Genomic DNA, 22,262 nt, shown 5'->3' on the forward strand with positions numbered 1-22,262 from the left:
TAACGAAATTACTCACTTTGTTATTGTGCGCTAATGAATGTGTTGGTGATTGGTGATGAACACACCTACGGCTACGGACTGCGTTCGGGACAGCTCAGCTACATAAACCAGTTTATCCGGTTTATGGGTCGCTTGGGCAAAGGCGACTCTATATCGGTGGAGGCTTACGCGCATCTTACCATGCCCAGACTGCTCAATGCGCTGAGCCAGCTGCCACTCGGCCGGTATGATCTGATCATACTCCAGCTCGACGAATCGATGCGCCGGGCAGTCGTCGACGAGCCGGGTGAAGCGGGGCAGGCGACCTCCTGTCTGCCAACCTTATACCCACCTGCTTCCCGAAAGCGGTCGCGTTGGAAGAGTGAGCTTCGGGCGTTGGGTAGAAATTTACTGTCCGACGGGCTGAATCGGCTGCGTCGCAGACCGACGGGGCTTTCCAGGTTGCTGACGTTGCTGAAGCCTTACCGGCATACGGTTGTCTTACTGACCCCTTTTCCGCACCAGCAGAGGCTTGTCAACTGGGGGCGCCAGCGGCTGCGACACCGGATGGTTGAACAGGCCAGTCGGGCTGCGTTCAGCCTGTTCGATACAAGCCAGATAATAGGGACAGGAGATGAGTACTTTCTGACTGATGACCCGGAGCATCTGAACGCAGTCAGCCACGAACTGCTGGGCCAGGCCCTGTTCGATTTTTACCAGTCGGCCCCGGCTATCGTTACCATCCAGACGTTTCGGCGTAATAAGCAGTAACCAGGTAAACGGTTTGTACGAGCAAGGGCGCCGGACTGTGGAGTCCGGCGCCCTTGCTCGTATCGGAAGAAGGCACTAGAGCCGTACGGCCATTTCTTCTGGCTTCGTCGTATCGCCGGTTGGGCGACCTTCGGGCTGGGGTAGCGGCCGCTTTTCGCCGTCGGCACCCGTTCCGTCTTTCCGGCGCGAGAGATAGGTGTAAATAACCGGTACAACATACAGGGTCAGCACCAGCGAGAACAACAGCCCACCTACAATAACGATCCCGAGCGGTACCCGGCTTTTAGATGCGGAGCCGAGCGCCAGCGCCAGCGGCAAGGCGCCAAACGCAGCTACGAGGGTTGTCATCAGAATGGGGCGCAGACGCATGGCCGCTGATTCTGTGGCAGCCTCAAACTTGTTCTTGCCGACTAGCCGCTGTTCGTTCGCGAACTCAACAATCAGGATACCGTTCTTGGTAACCAGCCCCACCAGCATAATGATACCGATCTGGCTGAAGATGTTCAGCGTCTGATTAAACATCCAGAGCGAGAACACGGCTCCGGCCAGCGCCAGCGGTACGGTGATCATGATGATAAACGGATCAACGAACGAGTCGAACTGGGCGGCCAGTACCAGATAAACCAGCACCAGTGCCAGGGCAAAGGCGAAAAGGGTGTTGGACGAGCTCTCGGCATAATCGCGCGAAGGGCCTGACAGGGCCGTCTGGAAGCTCTCGTCGAGGGTGCGGGCCGCAATGGCCTGCATGGCCGCTACGCCATCGCCAACGGTTTTGCCGGGGGCGAGTCCGGCCGATACGGTCGCCGATTTGAAGCGGTTGTAGTGGTACACCTGCGGGGGACTGCTGACTTCCTGGAACCGAACGAGGTTATCGAGCTGAATCAGCTCACCCTGATTGGTACGAACGTAGAACGAAGCCAGATCGACGGGGGCGTCGCGGTCAGCGCGGTCAACCTGCCCGATCACCTGATACTGTTTACCGTTCATCAGGAAGTAGGCCAGGCGCCGGTTGCTGAGCGCCAGCTGAAGCGTTTGCGCCACATCCTGAACTGAAACCCCCAGATTGGTCGCTTTTTCGCGGTCGATACTGATGTTCAGCTCGGGTTTGTTAAACTTCAGATCGACGTCGGAGTTCTGAAACGTTGGGTCTTTCTGAACCTCATCGAGGAACGTGGGCAGTTTCTCACGCAGTTTCTCGAAGTTGAGATTCTGAATAACGAACTGCACCGGTAAGCCACCACCCCGGCCTACCTGAATCGTCTGATCCTGGGTGGCAAAGATGCGGGCCTCGCTAAACCGTTTGGTTCCTTTGTTGAGGAAATCGACAATTTCCTGCTGGGAGCGTTTCCGCTCGGTAGGGTCGACCATGTTTACCATCACAAACGAGCTGTTGACGGCCCCGGCGCCTGAGAATCCAGGCGCTACCACGCTAAAGGCCAGCTTCGTTTCCGGCACCGAATCCAGCACGAACTGCATGATCCGGTCGGTGGTGTTGGCCTGAGCCTCGAAACTGGTTCCCTCGGGCGAGGTAATCGACAAGCGCGTGCGGCTACGGTCTTCCAGCGGAGCCAGCTCCGACTTCAGGAGAGAACCCAGTCCGAAGATGAGCAGCAGACAGGCGCCAATCATGACGAAGGCCCAGCCCCGTTTGCCCATAAACGTCGTCAGCGAGCTGCGGTACGACTGATCGAGCCACTGGAAGAAAGGTTCGGTCTTCTTATAGAACCAGGAATCTTTGCCGTGATTCTTGCTGGTCAGTTTCACGCTGAGAACGGGGGTGAGGGTCAGCGAGACGAAGGCCGAAATCAGAACGGCGCCGGCTACGACAATGCCGAACTCGCGGAAAAGCCGACCCACGAACCCTTCCAGGAAGATAATGGGCAGAAACACAATGGCCAGCGTAATCGACGTGGCCAGTACCGCGAAGAATATCTCGTTGGACCCTTCTTTGGCGGCCTGCTTGGTCTCCATACCATCTTCAATCTTCTTGAAGATGTTCTCCGTAACAACGATACCGTCATCCACCACCAGACCGGTGGCCAGAACGATGGCCAGCAACGTCAGTACGTTAATGCTGAAGTCGGCCATGTACATGATGAAGAAAGCCCCGATCAGTGATACCGGTATGTCGATCAGCGGACGGAACGCAATCAGCCAGTCGCGGAAAAAGAAGTAGATGACCAGAACGACCAGGACGAACGAGATCAGCAGGGTTTCGCCCACTTCTTCGATCGCGCGCCGGATAAACGTAGACCGGTCAATACCCAGGCTCACGATAATATCGTCGGGCAGGTCTTTCTTGATCTGGTCGAACCGCTTGTAAAACTCATCGGCAATGCTGACGTAGTTAGCACCCGGCTGCGGAATCAGCACGAGAATAACGCCGACAGCGCCGTTCTGCTTCGAGCTGGTTTCTTCGTTTTCGGCCCCGAGTGTAGCGTAACCCACGTCTTTGAAGCGAATGATCTGGTTGCTGGTCTGCCGAAGGATGAGGTTATTGAAATCATCTTCCGAGACAAGGCGACCCACTGCTTTTACGGTTAGCTCGGTGCTGTTGCCATATACTTTACCGCTGGGCAGCTCAACGTTCTGGGCGTTCAGAGCGGTCTGTATATCCTGGGTAGTCAGTCGGTAGGCCGACAGTTTGATGGGGTCGATCCAGAGCCGCATCGCCTGACGCTTGAGGCCGTAGATATTGGCCTGGCTCACCCCGGGAATGGTCTGAAGCCGCTCCTGAAGTACGTTTTCGGCGTAGTCGGACAGCTGCGTCGGGTTGCGCGTCGTACTCTGCACCGTCATGAAAATGATCGGGTCGGAGTTGGCGTCGGCCTTGGTCACGACCGGGGGAGCGTCGATATCCTGAGGAAGCTGACGCTGCGCCTGGGCCACTTTGTCGCGAACATCGTTAGCGGCCTGTTCCAGATCGGCGTCCAGGTTGAACTCGACGGTGATGGTGCTGGCACCCAGGGCGGAGTTCGACGAGATGGTCCGTATGCCTTCGATGCTGTTCAGCGACTTCTCGATCGGCTCGGTAATCTGCGACTCGATGATATCGGGGTTGGCACCGGTATAGTTGGTCCGCACCGAAATAACGGGCGGGTCAATGGCCGGATATTCCCGAACGCCGAGAAACGTAAAGCCAATAATGCCGAACAGCACAATGACGATGGACATCACCATGGCAAAAACGGGCCGGTTCAGACTAAGTTCAGGAAGACTCATTTGTGGTTGAGATTATGGTTTTGGTCTTCTGGTTTTGAATTGGGTGCACTGGGTTCAGGGTCTGGTTTACCGCGTTGCCACTTTCGGAGCGGTATTGGCAGTCTTGGCCGAACTAGTACTAGGCAGGGTGATGACACGCCCGATCTTAACCGGCGTATCCTGCTTCAAAAACAACAAGCCGGTCGTTGCTACCGTATCGCCCGCCGACAGACCCGACAGAATCTGGATGGCCCCGGCCGTGCGTAATCCGGTCGTGACATCCTTAAACTGGGCTTTTCCATCTTTCACAACCACAACCTGGTTGGTTCGCGTTTGCGGGATGATGGCCTGCGTTGGTACGACCAGACTTTTCTCATTCTGAATGGTTAAGGTAACCCGGGCAAACGTTCCTGGTCGATACGCCAACGTGGTATTGCTGACGCGGGCCCGAATACGCAGGTTCCGGGTTTGCTCTTCCACGCCTGGCTCAATAGCGTATACGATGCCCTGGCTGGGTTGTCTGGCTCCGTCTACTAAAAACGAAATAGCGCTGCCAACCCGTACGGCAGAGCCATATTTTTCAGGAATTGAAAAGTCAAGTTTCAGCGATGATACCTGCTGGAGACGGGCAATCAGGGTGTTGGGCGTAACCACCGCGCCGGAACTGACGTTCCGCAACCCGATCACGCCCGAAAAAGGCGCCCGAATCTCGGTCCGCTGCAAGTTGGCTTTGACCAGTTCAATATCGGCCAGCGACGACCGCAGGTTGGTGGTTACGATGTCGTACTCCTGCTGGCTGATGCCACCCCGGTCCAGTAACTGCTTGTTTCGTTCTTCAGTACGCCGGGCGTTGTCGGCCTGAGCCTGTAGTTTCTGCAGCTGGGCGCGCAGATCAGCGTCGAAGAGTTTTACCAGTAAGGCACCTTTGGCTACGGGTTGGCCCTCGCGGATGTTGAGCTGGGTAATACGGGCCGACAGTTCAGGGTAGATGTCAACCTGTTCGGCAGCGAGCAACGATCCGCTCGATACCACATCTTCGCGCAGGTTCTGGGCAACAACAATGAATCCATTTACGGCGGGGGTAGGGCCTCGTCCGGGGCCGCCCGGGCCGCCTTTGCCGCCATCTTTACCACCACCGGCTCCGCCACCCCCCGGCGCTCCCGATGTGGCTCCGGGAGCCGGGTGTAATACCTTGTTATACACGATAATCCCGCCGAGTACCAGGACGACGAGGCCGATAGCAATCCATCTTTTCACAGGCTAACGTTTTGCAGGGAGGAACTTGATTTTAACGGCACAATGCGCGTTTTTGTTTCTTAACCTACAAAGCTATGACCGTAGATGATTATATCAATCAACAGCCTGCTGATCTACAGCGAATTTTACGCTGGCTTCGGAAAATAATCGTGTCGTCAGACCCGTCTATCCGCGAAAAGATAGCCTGGCAGATCCCTGTCTTTACGTATCGGCAGGTGAACGTATTCTATCTGAATGTGGTGCGTAGCCGACGTGGCATGCCACCCGGTGTCGGTATCGAACTGGGCTTCATGGCCGGGCACCACCTGCCCGATGAGTTGGGCATGCTGATGAGCGCAGGCCGTAAACAGGTTAGGTCGCTGCCGATCCGTGGCGTTGACGACCCGGAGGCTGATATCGTACGGACCTATATACAGGAAGCCCTGCTGTTAATCGAGAATCGGCATGGCGAGTGATGAGAACAACAGGTGCCGCACAAAGGCCAGCAGTTTGCTTTGGTCTTTAGGCTGGCCGAAGTCGGTGAGGGAGGGCAGGTTTTCCATAAAGAACGCCTGGTGGTGGATAGTCTCGATCAGCGAACTGGCCCGCGACCGGGCGTAGGGGTAGCCGGGGCGTAGTTCGAGAATGATACCCGCAATACGACCGACCAGGTCCTTGTACGGTTTGAACAACTGCTGCCGGTTGTCTTCCGTGACGTGTCGGGTCAGGTAGGCTTTGCTGGCTTCGCAGATTACGATATTGTGCAGCGCCCGCAGGTCGATGTCGTCGGTAAGGGGGTTCTCAAGATCGGTTAGCAGCAACAGATGCAGGAGCCGCTCCAGCTTTTCGTGAGGATCGGCCAGGTTGTTGGTCCGAAAAACCAGCTGGAAGTCGAGCCACTGCCAATACCAGGCAACCAGATAAACCAGCAGCCGGTGTTTATTCTCGAAATAGCGATAGATACTGGCTTCCTTGGTACCCATGCGATCGGCCAGCTTCCGGAAGGTGGCATCTTCAAAGCCAATTTCGTCGAACAGTAAGATGCCCTGCCGGACAATCCGCCGACCTAATTCAGACCCTTCCGGATCACGCAAGAAAAGCCGCTCGTTCATGCGGACGTGTACTGAATACTCCATTGATCCGGCTATTTAACCACCTGGACTAAAAATTAAAAGCAAAGTAAGCAGATAACCCTGAATAAGAGTTATGTTTGCAAGGTAGATAGTAATACTATCAAAATAGATATAATTGCTATCTTTTTAAGTAGTTACATACACAAATCTAACCATGAACCGTTTAATTAATCGAACATATATTATCCTGTGTCAAATCAGAAACTGGATTGGTACCAGCCTGCTCTATATATTCTCGGATACGGCCGCTGAGGCCCAGTCGCTGATTGCCGGTATTCCGAGTGCCGATGTAGCTCGCAGAGGTCATGTTGAATATACGCACGAAAGTCAGTGGGCGTCTGAAGCTGGCAAGCTGAAATGGAACAGCTTCAACTTTCTGACCTACGGCATCGCCAAACGGACAGAACTAGCTGTTTCTGTTGTAAATGTGGGGTCGCCGGGAACCGAAAACGTGGCGGTAGGGATTGGTTATAAAACCATCATACCTTTGCAACAGGGAGAGGATGCCGGCTTGTTTCGTGAACGAAAGCTGTCGATCGGGCAAATGGCTTATGTGGCGGTAGGACCTGAACGAAACATTGTTCGCGATCGGGTAGGCGGGTGGCTATACAGCCATGTTAGTACCCGTCTGTCACCTACGCGAACCCGTTTAACAGCGGGCATGAGTTATGGCTCATCGCACGTGTTCGGTTTCAGGAGAGTCAGGATGCAGGGGGTAGGTGGGTTGCCGGAAACCAGCCCCCAGCGGATTCCGTTGACACCCCTGAGCTTTATAGGCGGTATTGAACAGCCCATAACCCGCCACGTTGGTCTGCTGGCTGACTGGATTTCGGGGCGTCACGACATTGCCGCTCTCATCACCGGGGTGCAGCTCAACATTGGTCACCAGGTGCTGATTCTGGCTTACAAACGGGCTAACGATCAGGTTTCAGACACAAATGCATTAGTAACTGAAGTGATGATTCACTTCTAAAACCCAACAGAAATTAAACAATGGCAACTTCAACGTCATCTGATCCAACACCAACACCAACACAACGACTGATCCGGCTGCTCAGTAATGATAAAAAAGACATTGGCTACATCTACCTGTACGCGCTGGTTACGGGACTGATCAGTCTGTCGCTGCCGCTGGGTATCCAGGCCGTATTCAACCTGGTATCGGGTGGGTTAGTCTTCAGCTCGGTTTATTTGCTGATAGGCCTCGTTATTCTGGGGGTACTGTTGTCTGGTTTACTGCTCGTGAGCCAGATGATGCTGGTCGAAGTGCTGCAGCAGCGGGTGTTCGCCAAGGCGGCCTTCGAATTTACCTACCGACTGCCCCGCATCCAGCCCGACGCGTTTGCGGGGTATTATCCGCCCGAGCTGATGAACCGTTTTTTCGATGTGCTGACCATTCAGAAAGGGATGCCCAAGCTGTTGATCGACCTGACAGCTGCTGCGGTGCAGATTCTGTTCGGTATCATTCTGCTGTCGGCCTACCACCCGGTCTTTCTGGCTTTTGGTTTGTTTACCATGCTGGCTATCGTCGGCATTTGCTGGATATACGGGCCGGTCGGGTTGAAAACCAGCCTGAACGAGTCGAAATACAAGTACAAGGTAGTGGCCTGGCTCGAAGATGTAGCCCGTGATCTGCCCATTCACCGGCACCGGACCGATTCGCTGGAAACCATCGACCGAATGGATGAACTGGTGGCGAGCTACGTGACTTACCGGAATCAGCATTTTAGCGTACTGCGCCGGTTCTTTTACAGTGGTGTCGCATTCAAGACCATCGTAACCGGGGGGCTGCTGATTCTGGGGACTACCCTGGTAGTTGGCCGCGAAATGTCGCTTGGGCAGTTTGTTGCCGCCGAGTTGGTGATCGTTCTGATTACGAGCTCGGTCGATAAACTCATGTCAGGCATCGATACCGTATTCGACATGCTGACGGCCGTCGAAAAAATTGGTTACGTAACCGATCTTCCTTTATCTGATTTACACCTTACCGATTAATGAAAACGAAGCAGGGCCGCAGAACGGGGTCAATCAGGTCCCATGAAGTAGCTTGGGATTTTCCCACGACGATTATCGTTACTGGCTTGGTACTCATTATCCACTACGTACAGACACTATGCTAAACATATCGAATCAACGGGTCGATGAAGAACTCTTCAACCACTATCCGCTCAAAACGCTGCGTACCCTGCCCCATACGGACGCCGGCCGCCGGTTAGGCCGTTGGATGGCGTTTATTCTGCTGGTCGGCCTGGCTGTCATGTTTCTGCCCTGGCAGCAGAATATCAACGGAGAAGGTAAGCTAACGGCCCTGACGCCAAAAGATCGTCCGCAGACGGTACAGAATGCCATCGCAGGCCGGATTGAACGCTGGAACGTGCAGGAAGGCCAGTACGTCAAGGCGGGGGATACGCTGCTGGTGATCTCCGAGATCAAGGACGAATACTTTGATCCCAACCTGCCCCAGCGGCTCGACGAGCAACTGGGTGCCAAACAGGGAACCAGTGATGCGACCGTCGCCAAAATTCAGGCGCTCGACAACCAGATTACAGCGCTTCGGGCGGGCCTGAAAGTGAAGCTGGAGGCTGCGCGCAACAAGGTCAAGCAAAGTGAGTTCAAGGTACAGGCCGATCGGGCCGACCTGACGGCCATTCGTAAAAACTACCAGATTGCGCTCGACCGGCTCGATCGTTTCGAGAAAGGGTATAAAAACGGGCTGTTTTCGCTGACCGATCTTGAGTCGCGCCGACTGAAGGTGCAGGAAGACTATGCTAAGGTTGTTTCGCAGGAGAACAAGCTAAATGTCTCGCAGCAGGAGCTCGTCAACGCGCGGCTGGACCTGACAACCATTGAGGCCGATTATCAGGAGAAGCTGGCCAAGGCCGAATCGGACCGAAGTTCGGCGGTGTCCTACCTGGCCGAAGCCGGGGGCGAAATATCCAAACTGCGGAATAAAATCAGTAGTGTCGACGTACGCCGGGGACTGTACATTGTGCGGGCCCCGCAGAACGGCTACGTGGTGCGCTCACTGAAGGCCGGTATCGGCGAGACCATCAAAGAAGGCGAATCCATTGCTACCCTCCAGCCGGACAACCCGGCGCTGGCCGTTGAGCTATACGTGCGGGCTATGGACGTACCCCTGATTCAGCGGGGCCGCACCGTTCGGTTACAGTTCGATGGCTGGCCGGCGATTCAGTTCTCGGGCTGGCCAGCCGTAGCAGTTGGTACGTTTGGTGGCGAAGTGGTCGTAATTGATGCCGTCAGTAGTGTAGGCGGGAAATACCGACTGCTGGTCAGCCCCAAAGTACAGAAGGGCGATCAGCCCTGGCCAAGTCAGCTGCGGGTCGGATCGGGCGTGTATGGTTGGGTCATGCTCGACGACGTACCAGTCTGGTACGAACTCTGGCGTCAGTTAAACGGCTTCCCGCCCAGTTTGCAGGAAGAACCCACCGAGGAGAAAGGAGCTAAAAAATGATGCGTTTGACGTTTCGCTGGCAGTCTTCGGTATTCCGAAGGCTGATGCTGGTGGCCGGTGTCGTGTTCCTGTCAACGGTCCAGGCCGTCTGTCAGCCCGACACAACCGTTTTTCCGGCTCAGGCCTTTTACGAACTTATTCGGCTCCACCACCCCATTGTTAAACAGGCTGGCTTGTTTGGTCAGGAAGCCGAACAGGTACTGATGCAGGCCAGAGGGGCTTTTGACCCGAAATTGAGTACCTATTATGACCGGAAAGAATTTGCCCGGACCCTGTATTACGACCACTGGCAAAATAAGCTGTCGGTTCCCCTGTGGGTGAGCGGCATCGATCTGAACGTGTCGTATGATCGCAACAACGGGAAGTACATCAACCCGCAGGAAACCACCCCGCCATCGGGACTGGCGGGTGTAGGACTGGCGATGCCGATCGGGCAGGCGATGCTGATCGATGCCCGGCGCAACGCCGTTCGTCAGGCCCGGCTGCTCATTAACCTGGCCGAAGCCGATCGGGTCAAGCAGGTCAACAAAACCCTCTTCGACGCGGCAAAGACCTATTGGGAGTGGTTCCTGGCTCATCGGCAACGGCGGTTACTCGTCGAGGGCTATGACCTGGCCGACCGCCGGTTCCGGGCGTTGCGCGAACGGGCACTCCTGGGCGATGCGGCCATGATCGATACGACCGAAGCGCTTATTACCGTGCAGGACCGACTGGTGCAGCGGCAGCAGGCCGAACTGGACGAGCAGAATGCCCGCCTGCGCGTAAATACGTTTCTCTGGAATGCCGAAGGACAACCGGTCGAGTTGCCGGTTACGGCCATTCCGCAGGAGCCCTCGCTGGCCTCTCCGGACGAAAACCTACTCCAGGCGCTACTGGATCAGGCTGCGCAACGCCATCCGGAGCTGCTGAAACTTGACATTAAGAACCAGCAACTAACCCTGGAGGAGCGTTTCCGCCGGGCCATGATTCAGCCCCAGATTCAGCTGAACGCCATGCTGCTCAGCGAAACGCCCCGCATCGATCTGCCCTATAACTGGAGTAGCTATTACGCCTTGCGGCCTCAGAACTATAAAGTAGGCCTCGACTTTGTATTCCCGTTGTTTCTGCGGAAAGAGCGCGGTAAACTGCGCGAAGTGCAGGTGAAAAACCAGCAGGTTGTCCTGGAGCGCCAGCAGACCGGCCGCGATATTACCAATACGGTGCAGTCGGCGTATAACCAGCTGCAAACGCTGCAACAGCAGATTGCCGTTCAGCAGCAGGTGATTGCCAACCAGCAGCGATTGCTGGAGGCTGAGCAGCAGAAATTCGAGATTGGCGAGAGCAGCCTCTTCCTGGTCAACTCCCGCGAGACCAAGCAGATCGACCTGCGCGTAAAGGGCGAGGAGTTGAAAACGAAGTATCAGAAAGCCATCGCCGAGCTGTATTTCGTAGCCGGAACGACCCAGTAATCAGGCACTCATGACGGTCAGCAGTTCGCTGATCATCATGGCCGTAGCGCCCCAAACCCGGTACCCCTGTATCTGGTAGAAAGGCGCATCGACCAGCACCCCCCGGACTTCGATCTGGCTATCCCCGACAATGGTTTCGTCGAGAAGGGTAGCCAGATCAACTTCTACCACCGCTTCCACTTCCCGCGGGTCAGGGTAAAACTCGGGCCGGTGGGGGAGGATGCCTACAACGGGTTGTACGTAGAAGTTGCTGGGGGGGATAAACAGCTCGGTCAGCAACCCCAGCACTTTTACGTCCGAAACCCGGATACCAATCTCTTCCTGAGCTTCGCGCAGGGCCGTACGGGTCAGATTTTCGTCGATGCGCTCCATTCGACCACCCGGAAACGCCATCTGGCCGGCATGAACGCCATCGTACTGGGGGCGCAGGATGAGGGGTAAATAAATAGAATTCTGATAGGGATAAAAACAGATCAGCACCGCGCTCCGCCGGGTACGCTCGTTGGGTTTGATACCGAGCCGAAAGCGGGAGGATGACGCCATCTTGGCGTGAGCCGCTTCGCCGGGTAAAGGTTCCCGCAGTCGTTGCCGAAGGTGTTCGGTAAAGGTATGAAACGTGGTGTCGATCATGTATCTCTGCGGATTACAGCGTTTCGTATTCGGTGGATCAGCTGGCTAACCCACCGTAAACATAAGTCCGTAACCCTATTTATATAGCTTTACTAACTGCTCCGCACACCGTTCGCCATCCATAGCGGCCGAAACGATACCGCCTGCGTAGCCAGCGCCTTCGCCACACGGAAACAGGCGCCGGACATCGACGTGCTCGCAGGAGTCGCGATCACGGGGAATCCGTACGGGCGACGATGTACGACTTTCAACACCAATAACCTGCCCGTTGTTACTCAGATAGCCGCGCATTTTCCGGCCAAAATCGCGTAGTCCCTGCCGAAGGGGCTGCGCAATATGATCGGGCAGCACGTCTGCCATATCGACCGAAGCCAGGCCGGGCTGGTAACTCGTCGGTAGCAGCATGTCGGACACGTGCCCATCTACGAAGTCGGCCACCCGCTGAGCCGGTGCGGTTTGCGATGGTACTCCTTCCGACCGGCTACCCATCCGGCAGGCCCAGCGTTCGAGTTCCTGCTGCAGGGCTAGCCCGGCCAGCGGTCCTTCGTCGTCGTAGGGCTTCAGATCGGCTTCGGTGATTGCGACGACTAAGCCCGAATTGGCATATTTCGAGTCCCGGCGCGAGGGAGACATGCCGTTGACGACCAACTCGCCGGGGGCTGTGGCGGCCGGTACGATAAATCCACCCGGACACATACAAAACGAAAAAACGCCCCGTTCTACCCCGCCATAGCGCGTCTGGGTAACCAGGCTGTACGATGCTGCCGGCAGGTAGTCGCCCCGCTCGGGCCGGTGGTACTGGAACTGGTCGATCAGCGACTGCTGGTGTTCAATCCGCACGCCCATGGCAAATGGTTTGGCTTCGATCCGGACGTCACGCTGCTGCAACAGGTAAAAGATATCCCGGGCCGAATGCCCCGTTGCCAGAATAACCCCGATGCCGTGGAGGTCCTGTCCGTCGGCGGTCACCACGCCACGCAACTCGCCCCCGCTCAGCATGAGATCCGTTACTTTGGTGTCGAAGCGGACCTCGCCCCCGGCGCGGAGAATGGTTTCGCGCAGATCGGCCACCACGTTGGGTAGTTTGTTGGTACCAATGTGCGGATGCGCATCGACCAATATCTGATCCGTTGCGCCGTGCGCGACAAATATTTCGAGTATCCGCCGAACATCGCCCCGTTTGGTTGAGCGGGTGTATAGTTTGCCATCGGAATACGTACCGGCACCGCCTTCGCCAAAACAATAGTTCGACTCGGGGTTGACGATATGGTCTTTGTTGATAGCCGCCAGATCCCGACGGCGGGCGCGTACGTCGCTGCCCCGTTCCAGCACGATGGGTTTTATACCCAGCTCAATCAGGCGTAGCGCAGCGAACAAGCCGGCTGGTCCGGCCCCGACCACAATAGCCTGGGGTGCCTGGCTAACGTCGTGTTGGGGCTTCTGGTACTGAATCAGGGGAGGAGGAGTCACACCGATGTACACCTCGGCGTCGACGTGAACCCGAACCTGCCGGCCGCGGGCATCGACCGATTGCCGGCGTTTGCGCACATGGGCAGGTACATCGGCAGGAAGTCGAAGCGCCCGAAATGCCTGCTCCTGAAAAAGTTGATCGTCGAAAGCCTGTTCCGGATCGAGCGTTAGCGAAAGCTGATGAATCATACGATGAGAAGGCCGGTGTTTATCCGGCAGGAATTGACAAAACTACGCACAAAAAAGGCTGTTGACGGATAACAGGGGCCATTTTGTTTGGGTTCGTTACCGGTAAATTACTTATACAACCCTGGCCGTAAGAAGCGGCCAGGCAGGGCATTCGCGCACTTTTTTAAACTACTGTAAATTAGTAGAGTTATATACGTCAACACGATCGACTCAACGTATGAAACAGATACTTGCCACCTTCGCCTGCGCCTGGCTAATGACCGGGACGGCTCTGGCCCAGCAGCGCACTAATTCTACCGCTACCCAATCATCGGGAACAACAACCAATGTCGGCACCGGCAATACGCTCGAGCAGAACAGCGCGGGCAGCGTAACCACTGGAGCAGCTACCAATGGCTCCGCCAACTCGACCCCGCCCAATTCGGCCAGTACGAACACCAGCAACGGGGCGACAGCAACATCGGGGCTAAATAACACCCTGGAGCAGAACAGCGCGGCAACCGTTACATCGGCCAACGGCCCTACAACAACCACGACGGATGCGCGTAGCAGCACCATGACGGGTGGTACGTCGACCAAAGCCCGCACTAAAAAAGAGAATCTGGTAAACCTGAAGCCTAATAAAGACCCGAAGAAAGACCAGTAAAACGGTTTTATAGGGCCATCAATCACGGAATCGACATGAAACAACTCCTGATCATAGCCGTCTTAGCCGCCCTGCCAACGCTGGTCAACGCCCAGCGGGAAAGTGTAAAAAGCGGTAACAAATACAACAGCGCAGCGGCCCGGGTTCCTGACGCGGAGAAAGAGCGGGTTGCGGCTGAAAAGTTTAACGGTCAGAAACCCGATCGGCCGCAGAAGCCCAAACCCAAATCGGGCAAGCAGCCCGTGCAAGGCTCTACGGAGAACGGAGGCCGGGTAAAGAATCCGACTACTAAAAGCGGGAATCGCTAGTTCCATGGCCTGATGCGAAACGGTATACAACAACCTCTCGGAAGACTGAGAGAAGGACCCGCTTCCTTACCAAGTTGTAACAGCAGCAGAGAAATTGAGCGCACCTGACGATAAGCAAAGCTGTTAATTCTCTTGCGATAGGCCATATACCTAACGAAAAAGGCTTCTGTAAATAGCAGAAGCCTTTTTCGTTGAGCCAGTGAGACGAATCAGCTGACTGGCGGCTAGCTTGGCAAGAGGGCACTAGGTGCTATAAGCAGACATTCTGTGCCAAGCGAGATTAGCTAAACAAATATTATTGATAGTATTACTATCATATTGGTTATTTTTGCTTTCCTTTGTGCGGTAATTTATACGCACATGGAAAAAACACCTATCACAGTTGCTTACGGGGACGGTATTGGTCCCGAAATCATGCAGGCTACCCTCGATATCTTACAGGCTGGCGGTGCTCAACTCGATATCGAGACGATTGAGATTGGCGAGAAAGTGTATCTCAGCGGCAACTCCGCTGGTATAGCTCCTGAGGCTTGGGAGTCGCTTCGGCGCACGAAGGTTTTTTTGAAAGCACCGATTACAACACCCCAGGGCGGAGGCTTCAAGAGCCTGAACGTAACGACGCGTAAAGTGCTCGGTCTGTTTGCCAATGTTCGGCCCTGTGTGGCCTATTCCCCCTTTGTCAGCACCAAGCATCCGGCTATGGATGTGGTTATTGTGCGGGAAAACGAAGAAGATCTGTACGCGGGCATCGAACACCAGCAAACGCAGGAAGTGGTGCAGTGTCTGAAGCTCATCTCACGGCCCGGCACTGAAAAAATCATTCGTTATGCGTTTGAGTATGCCCGCGCTTACGGGCGTAAGAAGGTGACCTGCTTCAGCAAAGACAACATCATGAAGCAGACCGATGGCCTGTTCCATAAGGTTTTTGACGAAGTAGCGGCCGAGTATCCGGAGCTGGAAAACGAACACTGGATCGTTGACATCGGAGCCGCTAAACTGGCCGACACACCGGAAGTATTCGACGTGATTGTCATGCCGAATCTCTACGGGGATATACTATCAGACGTGGCTGCCCAGATTGCGGGCTCGGTCGGTCTGGCCGGTAGCGCGAACATTGGGCAGGAAGTGGCCATGTTCGAAGCCATACACGGATCGGCTCCCCGTCGGGCGGGTCAGAACCTGGCCAACCCATCGGGGCTGTTACTCGGCTCGATCATGATGCTGGTTCATATTGGCCAGAACGAAGCGGCTGAGCGCGTACATAACGCCTGGCTCAAAACGCTGGAAGATGGCATTCATACCTACGATATCTTCGACGCCGGTGTCAGTACCGAAAAAGTAGGTACCCGCGAATTTGCGCAGGCTGTTATTGCCCGGTTGGGCCAAAAACCCCAGCAGCTAACCCCGGTTAGTTACGCGCAGGCTAAAAACGTGAGTTTCAACGTGACGCCGAAACCCCAGGCACCTGTAGCGATCGAAACGGTGGGCGTCGATATCTTCCTTCGCCATACGGATCGGGATCCGAACAAACTCGGTCAGGCCCTCAAAACACATAAAGCGGGCGCTATGAGCCTGTCGATGATCACCAACCGGGGGGTTAAAGTATGGCCGGATGGGTTTGCGGAGACGTTCTGTACGGACCACTGGCGGTGTCGTTTTAAATCGGAGGCTCTGGATCCGTCGTCGTATCAGGACATTCTGGCGCTGCAGCAATCCATCACGGAGGCTGGTTTCGAGATCATCAAAACCGAGAACCTCTGCACCTTCGATGGGCAACCCGTTTTCTCGGCCGGACAGGGAGCATAGCCAGCATCTGGCTGCTAATTAAATACCCAGGTACCCCTATAGACAGACACTATCATGACAGATCAACACGATTTTCAGCTTATTAACGGCCGATTCAGTAGCAATGAGGCCGAGTTATTGATCAGTGAACTGGCTCAGGCCAAAATACAGCACCACATGCGTCGGATTGCCTGGCACGATTATGCCGAAGAGGACATCAAGGCCCTGGAGGTCCGCATCCGCGAAATAGAAACCGACCTGCGCGAAACAATCCGGCTTATCAAGACAACCGCCGGGCCTGAGGGGTCAGTGGATATCGAGGGAGTTATCCGAATGCGTTTCGTTCGTCAGGTGTAGTGCCGATTGGCGCAGGGCCGCGTTGGTCTGAGTCGGTAAACTGATCCGGAAGGTAGTCCCCTTATTCAAGGCAGACTCTACCTCGATCCGACCCTGATGGAGGTCAATGATGCGTCGGGTTAGGGCTAGTCCAATGCCGTGCCCACGGATGGTCAGTACGTTCTCAGAGCGGAAAAACGGCTCGAAGATATGTTGAATGTCGCCGGGTGGAATTCCCTGTCCATGATCACTGATGGTCAGGTGAATTTCGCCCGGCTCGAAAGCAATTCGTACCGATACCTGCTCGTCGGTTGAATACTTGCATCCGTTTTCGAGCAGGTTCTGAAGCGCCGTCTGTAGCAGCGACTCCTCGCCCATGATCACCAGGTCTTCTTCCTGATCGGGCAGGTTTTCGAAGTCGATGTCGATCTGATAGGAAGGCTTTTTCTGGGTCATCTGGCTCTGGGCCTGCCACAATAGCTCATCGATCCGGACGGGCTGGTAACGCAACATAACCGCATCGGCGTTGGCCTGAGCCAGTTCAAGGAGGCCATTGACCAGCCGGATCATGTTCTGCACCTCGTCGAGCAAACCGTCCAGCGCGGCTTCATAATCCGGTGTGGTTCGGGGTTGCAGCCGGGTCACCTCAATCTGGCCCATCATGACCGTCAATGGAGTCCGGAGTTCGTGCGACGCATGTGAAACAAAACTTTTCTGGGTAACGAAGGCTACTTCAAGGCGACTCAGGAGGGCGTTGAAGGTGCGGGCCAGCGCAGCCAGCTCATCTCGCTGACGACCAACACGGAGCCGCTCATGAATGTTGGTGGCAGAGATGGAGTTGACCTGGGCAATAAGCTCAGCAACGGGTCGGAGCGCATCGGTCGCAAACAGATAACCGGCAATGCCGGCGATGATCAGGCTGAGCAGCCACCCCACCACCAGCAAATCGCGTAATCGGTCGAGTTTGCTAAAGCCGTAGCGATCATTGGCCGAGACAAAAATAACGAACGACTGACCCCGGCTATTCTGCGACCGTACGCCAACGGCTTCTATATCGCCCTGTCGGAGGTACTGGGGTTGTCGGGTCGTAATCCGGCGCAGGAGGCCGGGTGAAACCGGAAAGCGGGGGCGCTGGGTGCCTTTGCTGTATAGAACCAGACCCTGGTCGTTGTAAATAGTGATCTGCTCATCAATCATGAACGACAGATCTGTACGGGGAATTTCGCCAACATCTTCCCGTAACTGTATGGTAGTAAATGCGCGTTCCTCGAGTCGCTGCTGAAACTCCTGTTGTCGAAACTGATCGTAGAAATAATAGACTGACCCCGTAAACAGCAGCATGATTAACGCGACCAGAAGCACGAAAAGCAGTGTTAGGCGAGTCCGTATATTCATGGGAATAAAGGCGGGGCAGGGGGAAGTAGCGAAAGAACTGGTGAGTAGACTGGTGCGGCTTTCCTACCCTGGTTCTCCTCTGTTACTCCTCTTTGAGCATGTAGCCCATACCAATTACAGTATGAATTAACTTATGGGGGAAGTCTTTATCGACTTTTTTGCGTAAAAAGTTAACGTAAACGTCGATTACATTCGTGCCGGTATCGAAATGGATATCCCAGACTTTCTCGGCAATATCGACTCTGGAAACCACCCGGCCCCGGTTCCGCATCAGGTAATCGAGCAGGCCAAATTCCTTAGCCGTCAGTTCGATACGTTTGTTGCCCCGGCGTGCTACCTTCTCGTTCAGGTCCAGCTCCAGATCACCTACTTTCAACACGTTTGATTGGGTGCCGGGATCGGTAGCCCGTTTGGTCAGGGCGCGCAGGCGAGCCATCAGTTCCCGAAATTCGAACGGCTTGACCAGGTAGTCGTCGGCCCCGGACTCGAAGCCCGTCAATTTATCATCTACCGAACTCATGGCAGTCAGCATCAGAACCGGCGTCCTGACCTGCTCCTGCCGCAGGGCCTGAACAACGTCATACCCATTCATTTTGGGCAGGTTAACATCCATTACAATAACGTCATACGTATTGTTCAGGGCCATATTTCGACCTACTTGTCCGTCGTAGGCAATGTCTACCTCACAGGATTGCTCTTCCAGTCCTTTTTTTACGAACGAGGCCAACTTTGGCTCGTCCTCAACCATCAGAATCTTCATATCGGCAACATACGCACCTATTTTGTTATTTAAAAATGGCAAACGGTTTTATTTTGAGGTGACGAGTGCAAAAAAACGAATACCCCCAGAAACAAAAAAGCCGCTCCGAAAATCGGGGCGGCTTTCCGCTTCTATCCACACCATTTCAAGACAGGTAACCGATGGTCACCACGTCTTGATGTTCAACCTTCCCTTTGTAAAGGATTGTTATGCTAAAGTAAGCAAATTTCTTCGTAGCGCAAGATCGGTTTGGACATTTTGATTCTGCGTAATGCCCTCAACTACGTTGCGATTTAACTAGTAAACGCTACTACAGCGGTTAAAATTATCTAGCGTAGTAACTTTTGATTTCGGATCCTATAAAGGCTGAAACTGACGCCGGTAGAAGGCATAAAAAATCAGCGGAAAAACGAACAGCGTTAGCAGGGTAGCCGAAATAAGCCCGCCAATAACGACGATAGCGAGCGGTCGAGCCGTTTCTGAACCGATTCCGTGCGATACGGCCGCTGGGATCAGACCAATGCCTGCCATCATGGCCGTCATCACGACGGGTCGTATCCGGGAAATAACCCCCTCCCGGATAGAGGTATTCAGCGACAGGTTGTTTCGGAGGTTCTTCTTGAAGACGGTGATCAAAATGACGCCGTTCTGAATACAGATGCCAAACAAGGCAATGAAGCCGATACCGGCCGATATGCTGAAATTGACATGCGTCACGAGCAGCGCTGCAATACCACCGATAACCGCAAACGGTACGTTGACCAACACCAGTCCGGCGTCTTTCCCGTTGCCGAACAACACAAACAGGATCAGGAAGATACCCAGCAGGCTAATCGGTACTACCTGCTCCAGCCGGTTCGTAGCCCGCTGCTGGTTCTCAAAATCGCCCGCCCATTTAATCGTATAACCGGCTGGTAATGATACGTAGGCGGCTACTTTCTGACGGGCCTCGGCAACGGCGCTGCCCATGTCGCGTCCGCGCACCGAGAATTTAACGGCGCCGTACCGCTGGCCCCCTTCTCTGAAGATAAGGACGGGCCCTGTCTGGGTCGTTACCTTCCCAAGTTCCTGGATAGGAATCATGGCCGTCGACGCGCCCGAGCCGGATTGGGTCGGTACCATAAGCCGCCCAATTTCCTGTTCGTTGGAGCGGAACGGTCGGTCGTACCGGATGCGCAGATCGAACTTCCGCTCGCCCTCATAGATCTGGGTAGCTGCTTTCCCACCAATAGCCATCTCAATGACAGCTTCAGCCTCGGCTTTGTCGACCCCGTAGAGGGCCAGTTTACGTTCATCCAGCTCGACCCGCATTTCGGGCTGCCCAGTTGTCCGAATCACTCCCAGGTCTTCAATGCCCTGAACGGTGGCCAGCCGTTGCTGCACCTCCTGCGACTTACGTTCCAGGATGGTCTGATCCGGACCGAATATTTTAACGGCAATTGAGCCTTTCACGCCCGAAACAGCCTCTTCTACGTTGTCCATAATCTTCTACGTTGTCCATAATTGGCTGCGAAAAACCGAAATTAACGCCCGGAAAAACGCGCAGTTTTTCCTGCATCTTATCAATTAATTCTTCTTTGGTCAGCCCGCTTTTCCATTCATCCTGCGGGTAGATATCGACCAGAAACTCGATGTTGTAAAAGCCGGTGGGGTCGGTTCCGTCGTTGGGTCGGCCGGTCTGCGAAATCACCCCTTTCACTTCCGGAAACTGCTCGAATACATGCCGCATCTGAATACTTTGCTTCACCGACTCCGGCAGCGAAATACTCATGGGCATGGTGGCCCGCACGTAGATGGACCCTTCGTTCAGCTCGGGCAGAAACTCAGTACCCAGCAGGCTGAAACCCGACAAACCGATCACAACCACAAAAGCGGTAACCAGTAGGCTCAGCTTCTTGTGCGCAAAGGTGAAGCCGAACGCCTGGGTGGCATAACGGGTGACAAGATTGACGAACGGGTTGTGCTTCTCACGAACGTTTTTCTTCAGCAGCAGGCTGGTCAGCACCGGCACCAGGGTCAGGGTGAAAAAGAGCGCGCCGAGCAGCGCAAAGCCCAGGGTCCAGGCCAGCGGGCTGAACAGTTTACCTTCTACTTTCTGAAACGAAAAGATGGGGAGCAGACAGGTGATGATAATGAGCTTGGAAAAGAAGATAGCTTTTCCCATCTCGGTGCCCGTTTTGCGAAGCACGCCGAGTTTGGCCAGGCGGTTGAAGCGCGCCATGCCCTGCTCATGGGCCAGCTGATCCAGGGTAACAAAAATACCCTCGACCATGACCACCGCTCCGTCGACGATGATACCGAAGTCGATGGCGCCCATCGACAGCAGATTGGCCGACATACCCTTTAGCCGCAGACACACAAACGCAAACAGCAGCGCCAGCGGAATGACGATAGAAACGGTAATCGTAGTGCGCCAGTCGGCCATAAACAGGAAGACAATGACCGTAACGAATACAATGCCTTCGAGCAGGTTGTGCGTAACGGTATGGGTGGCAAAATGAATGAGCGACTCCCGGTTGTAAAACGTGTTGATTTGTACGTCGGAAGGCAGGATGCTGGTGTTGAGCTCGTTGATTTTGGCTTTTACCCGGTCAATGACTTCGCTGGGGTTCTCGCCCTTGCGCATGACCACGATACACTCTACCACATCGTCGCGTTTGTCGCGTCCGGCCTGACCCAGGCGGGGGAGGGCCGACTCCGATACCTGCGCTACGTTTCGTACGGTGATAGGGGTTCCGTTGACGTTTTTGATGGCAATGTTTTGGATATCATCCTGGTTTCGCAACAGACCAATACCCCGAACCACGTAGGCTTCGGCGTTTTTTTCGATGACATCTCCACCAACGTTGACGTTCGAGTTGGCCACGGCCTGATACAGCTCGAGAGGGGTAATGTGATAATCGATCAGCCGACGCGGGTCGACCGATATTTCGTAGGTTTTTACCTCGCCCCCAAAGCTGACCACATCGGCTACGCCCGGCACGCCCTTCAGCTGCCGGTCAATGACCCAGTCCTGAATGGTTTTTAGCTCGCGGGCGGTGCGGGTGGGTGACTGGAGCGTGTACCGGAAAATCTCACCGGTGGGGCCGTAGGGAGGCTGTACGTCGGGGCGGACGCCTTCGGGCAGGTCGACGCTACCGAGCAGGTTGTTGACCTGCTGGCGCGCAAAGGCATCATCGGCTCCGTCGTCGAACATGATCTTGACAACCGATAAGCCGAAAAGAGAAGTCGAGCGGATATCGGTGCGTTTCTGAACCGGGTTGAGCCCAATCTCGATCGGAATGGTTACGAATTTCTCGACCTCTTCGGCCGAGCGGCCGGGCCATTGAGTAATGAGGGTAATCTGCGTATTGGTAACGTCGGGGAAAGCCTCGATGGGCGTATTCTGATAGCTGATGATACCCGCTATCACCGCCAGGGCCGTCAGGAAAAAAACAAAGAATCTGTTTTTCAGCGAGAACGACAGGATGGATCGAATGAACGTATTCATAGCCAGTGGGCTA

At 54.9% G+C, this 22,262-nt stretch carries 17 protein-coding genes and 1 pseudogene; 10 read left to right on the plus strand and 8 right to left on the minus strand.

The features are described 5' to 3' along the window. Positions 1 to 33 precede the first annotated feature (33 nt). Positions 34 to 750, plus strand: coding sequence for a hypothetical protein (locus B1C80_RS18450; RefSeq protein ID WP_077922685.1), 717 nt, complete (start codon positions 34 to 36; stop codon positions 748 to 750). Positions 751 to 825: 75 nt separating this feature from the next. Here the strand turns inward: B1C80_RS18450 and B1C80_RS18455 are convergent, their stop codons facing one another. Together B1C80_RS18455 and B1C80_RS18460 are read right to left on the minus strand one after the other, a co-directional pair. Continuing rightward, positions 826 to 3,972, minus strand: a complete 3,147-nt coding sequence (locus tag B1C80_RS18455; RefSeq protein ID WP_077922686.1) for an efflux RND transporter permease subunit — start codon at positions 3,970 to 3,972, stop codon at positions 826 to 828. A 66-nt stretch (positions 3,973 to 4,038) separates the two neighbouring features. Then, positions 4,039 to 5,208 (minus strand): efflux RND transporter periplasmic adaptor subunit, encoded by a 1,170-nt coding sequence (locus tag B1C80_RS18460; protein ID WP_077922687.1) that lies wholly within the window; start codon positions 5,206 to 5,208, stop codon positions 4,039 to 4,041. Positions 5,209 to 5,282: 74 nt separating this feature from the next. Here B1C80_RS18460 and B1C80_RS18465 point away from each other — a divergent pair, with 74 nt between their 5' ends. Beyond that, on the plus strand, positions 5,283 to 5,663 hold the full coding sequence (locus B1C80_RS18465) for a DUF1801 domain-containing protein (protein WP_077922688.1): 381 nt from the start codon (positions 5,283 to 5,285) through the stop codon (positions 5,661 to 5,663). On the opposite strand, the gene B1C80_RS18470 is transcribed toward B1C80_RS18465, so the two are convergent. Then, on the minus strand, positions 5,637 to 6,323 hold the full coding sequence (locus tag B1C80_RS18470; RefSeq protein ID WP_077922689.1) for a TetR/AcrR family transcriptional regulator: 687 nt from the start codon (positions 6,321 to 6,323) through the stop codon (positions 5,637 to 5,639). The two genes, B1C80_RS18465 and B1C80_RS18470, sit on opposite strands and share 27 nt — an antisense overlap. 151 nt (positions 6,324 to 6,474) lie before the next feature. Between B1C80_RS18470 and B1C80_RS18475 the strand changes: the two genes are divergently transcribed. The 4 genes from B1C80_RS18475 (at position 6,475) to B1C80_RS18490 (ending at position 11,240) form a co-directional block, all read left to right on the plus strand. After that, the gene (locus tag B1C80_RS18475) at positions 6,475 to 7,293 is read left to right on the plus strand and encodes a hypothetical protein (protein ID WP_077922690.1); all 819 of its coding nucleotides are present in this window, start codon (positions 6,475 to 6,477) and stop codon (positions 7,291 to 7,293) included. Positions 7,294 to 7,313: 20 nt separating this feature from the next. Beyond that, on the plus strand, positions 7,314 to 8,315 hold the full coding sequence (locus tag B1C80_RS18480) for an ABC transporter transmembrane domain-containing protein (protein ID WP_077922691.1): 1,002 nt from the start codon (positions 7,314 to 7,316) through the stop codon (positions 8,313 to 8,315). Between the two features lie 118 nt (positions 8,316 to 8,433). Continuing rightward, positions 8,434 to 9,792: an HlyD family secretion protein gene (locus tag B1C80_RS18485; RefSeq protein ID WP_077922692.1), complete on the plus strand. Its 1,359-nt coding sequence runs from the start codon at positions 8,434 to 8,436 to the stop codon at positions 9,790 to 9,792. Further along, positions 9,789 to 11,240 carry a TolC family protein gene (locus tag B1C80_RS18490; RefSeq protein WP_236648831.1) on the plus strand — a complete coding sequence of 484 codons (1,452 nt, stop codon included), beginning with the start codon at positions 9,789 to 9,791 and terminating at the stop codon, positions 11,238 to 11,240. Before B1C80_RS18485 ends, B1C80_RS18490 begins: the two co-directional genes overlap by 4 nt. Here the strand turns inward: B1C80_RS18490 and B1C80_RS18495 are convergent, their stop codons facing one another. Together B1C80_RS18495 and B1C80_RS18500 are read right to left on the minus strand one after the other, a co-directional pair. Beyond that, positions 11,241 to 11,870 (minus strand): CoA pyrophosphatase, encoded by a 630-nt coding sequence (locus B1C80_RS18495; RefSeq protein ID WP_077922694.1) that lies wholly within the window; start codon positions 11,868 to 11,870, stop codon positions 11,241 to 11,243. 75 nt (positions 11,871 to 11,945) lie between these two features. Next, on the minus strand, positions 11,946 to 13,529 hold the full coding sequence (locus B1C80_RS18500; protein ID WP_077922695.1) for an NAD(P)/FAD-dependent oxidoreductase: 1,584 nt from the start codon (positions 13,527 to 13,529) through the stop codon (positions 11,946 to 11,948). A 217-nt stretch (positions 13,530 to 13,746) separates the two neighbouring features. Between B1C80_RS18500 and B1C80_RS18505 the strand changes: the two genes are divergently transcribed. The 4 genes from B1C80_RS18505 (at position 13,747) to B1C80_RS18520 (ending at position 16,625) form a co-directional block, all read left to right on the plus strand. Further along, positions 13,747 to 14,175: a hypothetical protein gene (locus B1C80_RS18505; RefSeq protein ID WP_139361683.1), complete on the plus strand. Its 429-nt coding sequence runs from the start codon at positions 13,747 to 13,749 to the stop codon at positions 14,173 to 14,175. 35 nt (positions 14,176 to 14,210) lie between these two features. Beyond that, a complete protein-coding gene (locus tag B1C80_RS18510) occupies positions 14,211 to 14,483 on the plus strand; it encodes a hypothetical protein (RefSeq protein ID WP_077922697.1) in 273 nt (90 codons plus the stop codon). A gap of 360 nt (positions 14,484 to 14,843) precedes the next feature. Beyond that, the gene (locus tag B1C80_RS18515) at positions 14,844 to 16,289 is read left to right on the plus strand and encodes an NADP-dependent isocitrate dehydrogenase (RefSeq protein ID WP_077922866.1); all 1,446 of its coding nucleotides are present in this window, start codon (positions 14,844 to 14,846) and stop codon (positions 16,287 to 16,289) included. A 54-nt stretch (positions 16,290 to 16,343) separates the two neighbouring features. Then, positions 16,344 to 16,625 (plus strand): hypothetical protein, encoded by a 282-nt coding sequence (locus B1C80_RS18520; protein WP_077922698.1) that lies wholly within the window; start codon positions 16,344 to 16,346, stop codon positions 16,623 to 16,625. Here B1C80_RS18520 and B1C80_RS18525 read toward each other — a convergent pair. The 3 genes and pseudogenes from B1C80_RS18525 to B1C80_RS18535 form a co-directional block, all read right to left on the minus strand. After that, positions 16,575 to 17,999 carry a cell wall metabolism sensor histidine kinase WalK gene (locus B1C80_RS18525; RefSeq protein ID WP_077922699.1) on the minus strand — a complete coding sequence of 475 codons (1,425 nt, stop codon included), beginning with the start codon at positions 17,997 to 17,999 and terminating at the stop codon, positions 16,575 to 16,577. The two genes, B1C80_RS18520 and B1C80_RS18525, sit on opposite strands and share 51 nt — an antisense overlap. Before the next feature lie 82 nt (positions 18,000 to 18,081). Continuing rightward, on the minus strand, positions 18,082 to 18,759 hold the full coding sequence (locus tag B1C80_RS18530; protein ID WP_077922700.1) for a response regulator transcription factor: 678 nt from the start codon (positions 18,757 to 18,759) through the stop codon (positions 18,082 to 18,084). Between the two features lie 357 nt (positions 18,760 to 19,116). After that, positions 19,117 to 22,249 (minus strand): annotated as a pseudogene (locus B1C80_RS18535) (efflux RND transporter permease subunit). Positions 22,250 to 22,262: the final 13 nt, after the last annotated feature.

It is taken from the genome of Spirosoma sp. 209 (assembly GCF_002006735.1).
GTDB classification, from domain to species: domain Bacteria; phylum Bacteroidota; class Bacteroidia; order Cytophagales; family Spirosomataceae; genus Spirosoma; species Spirosoma sordidisoli.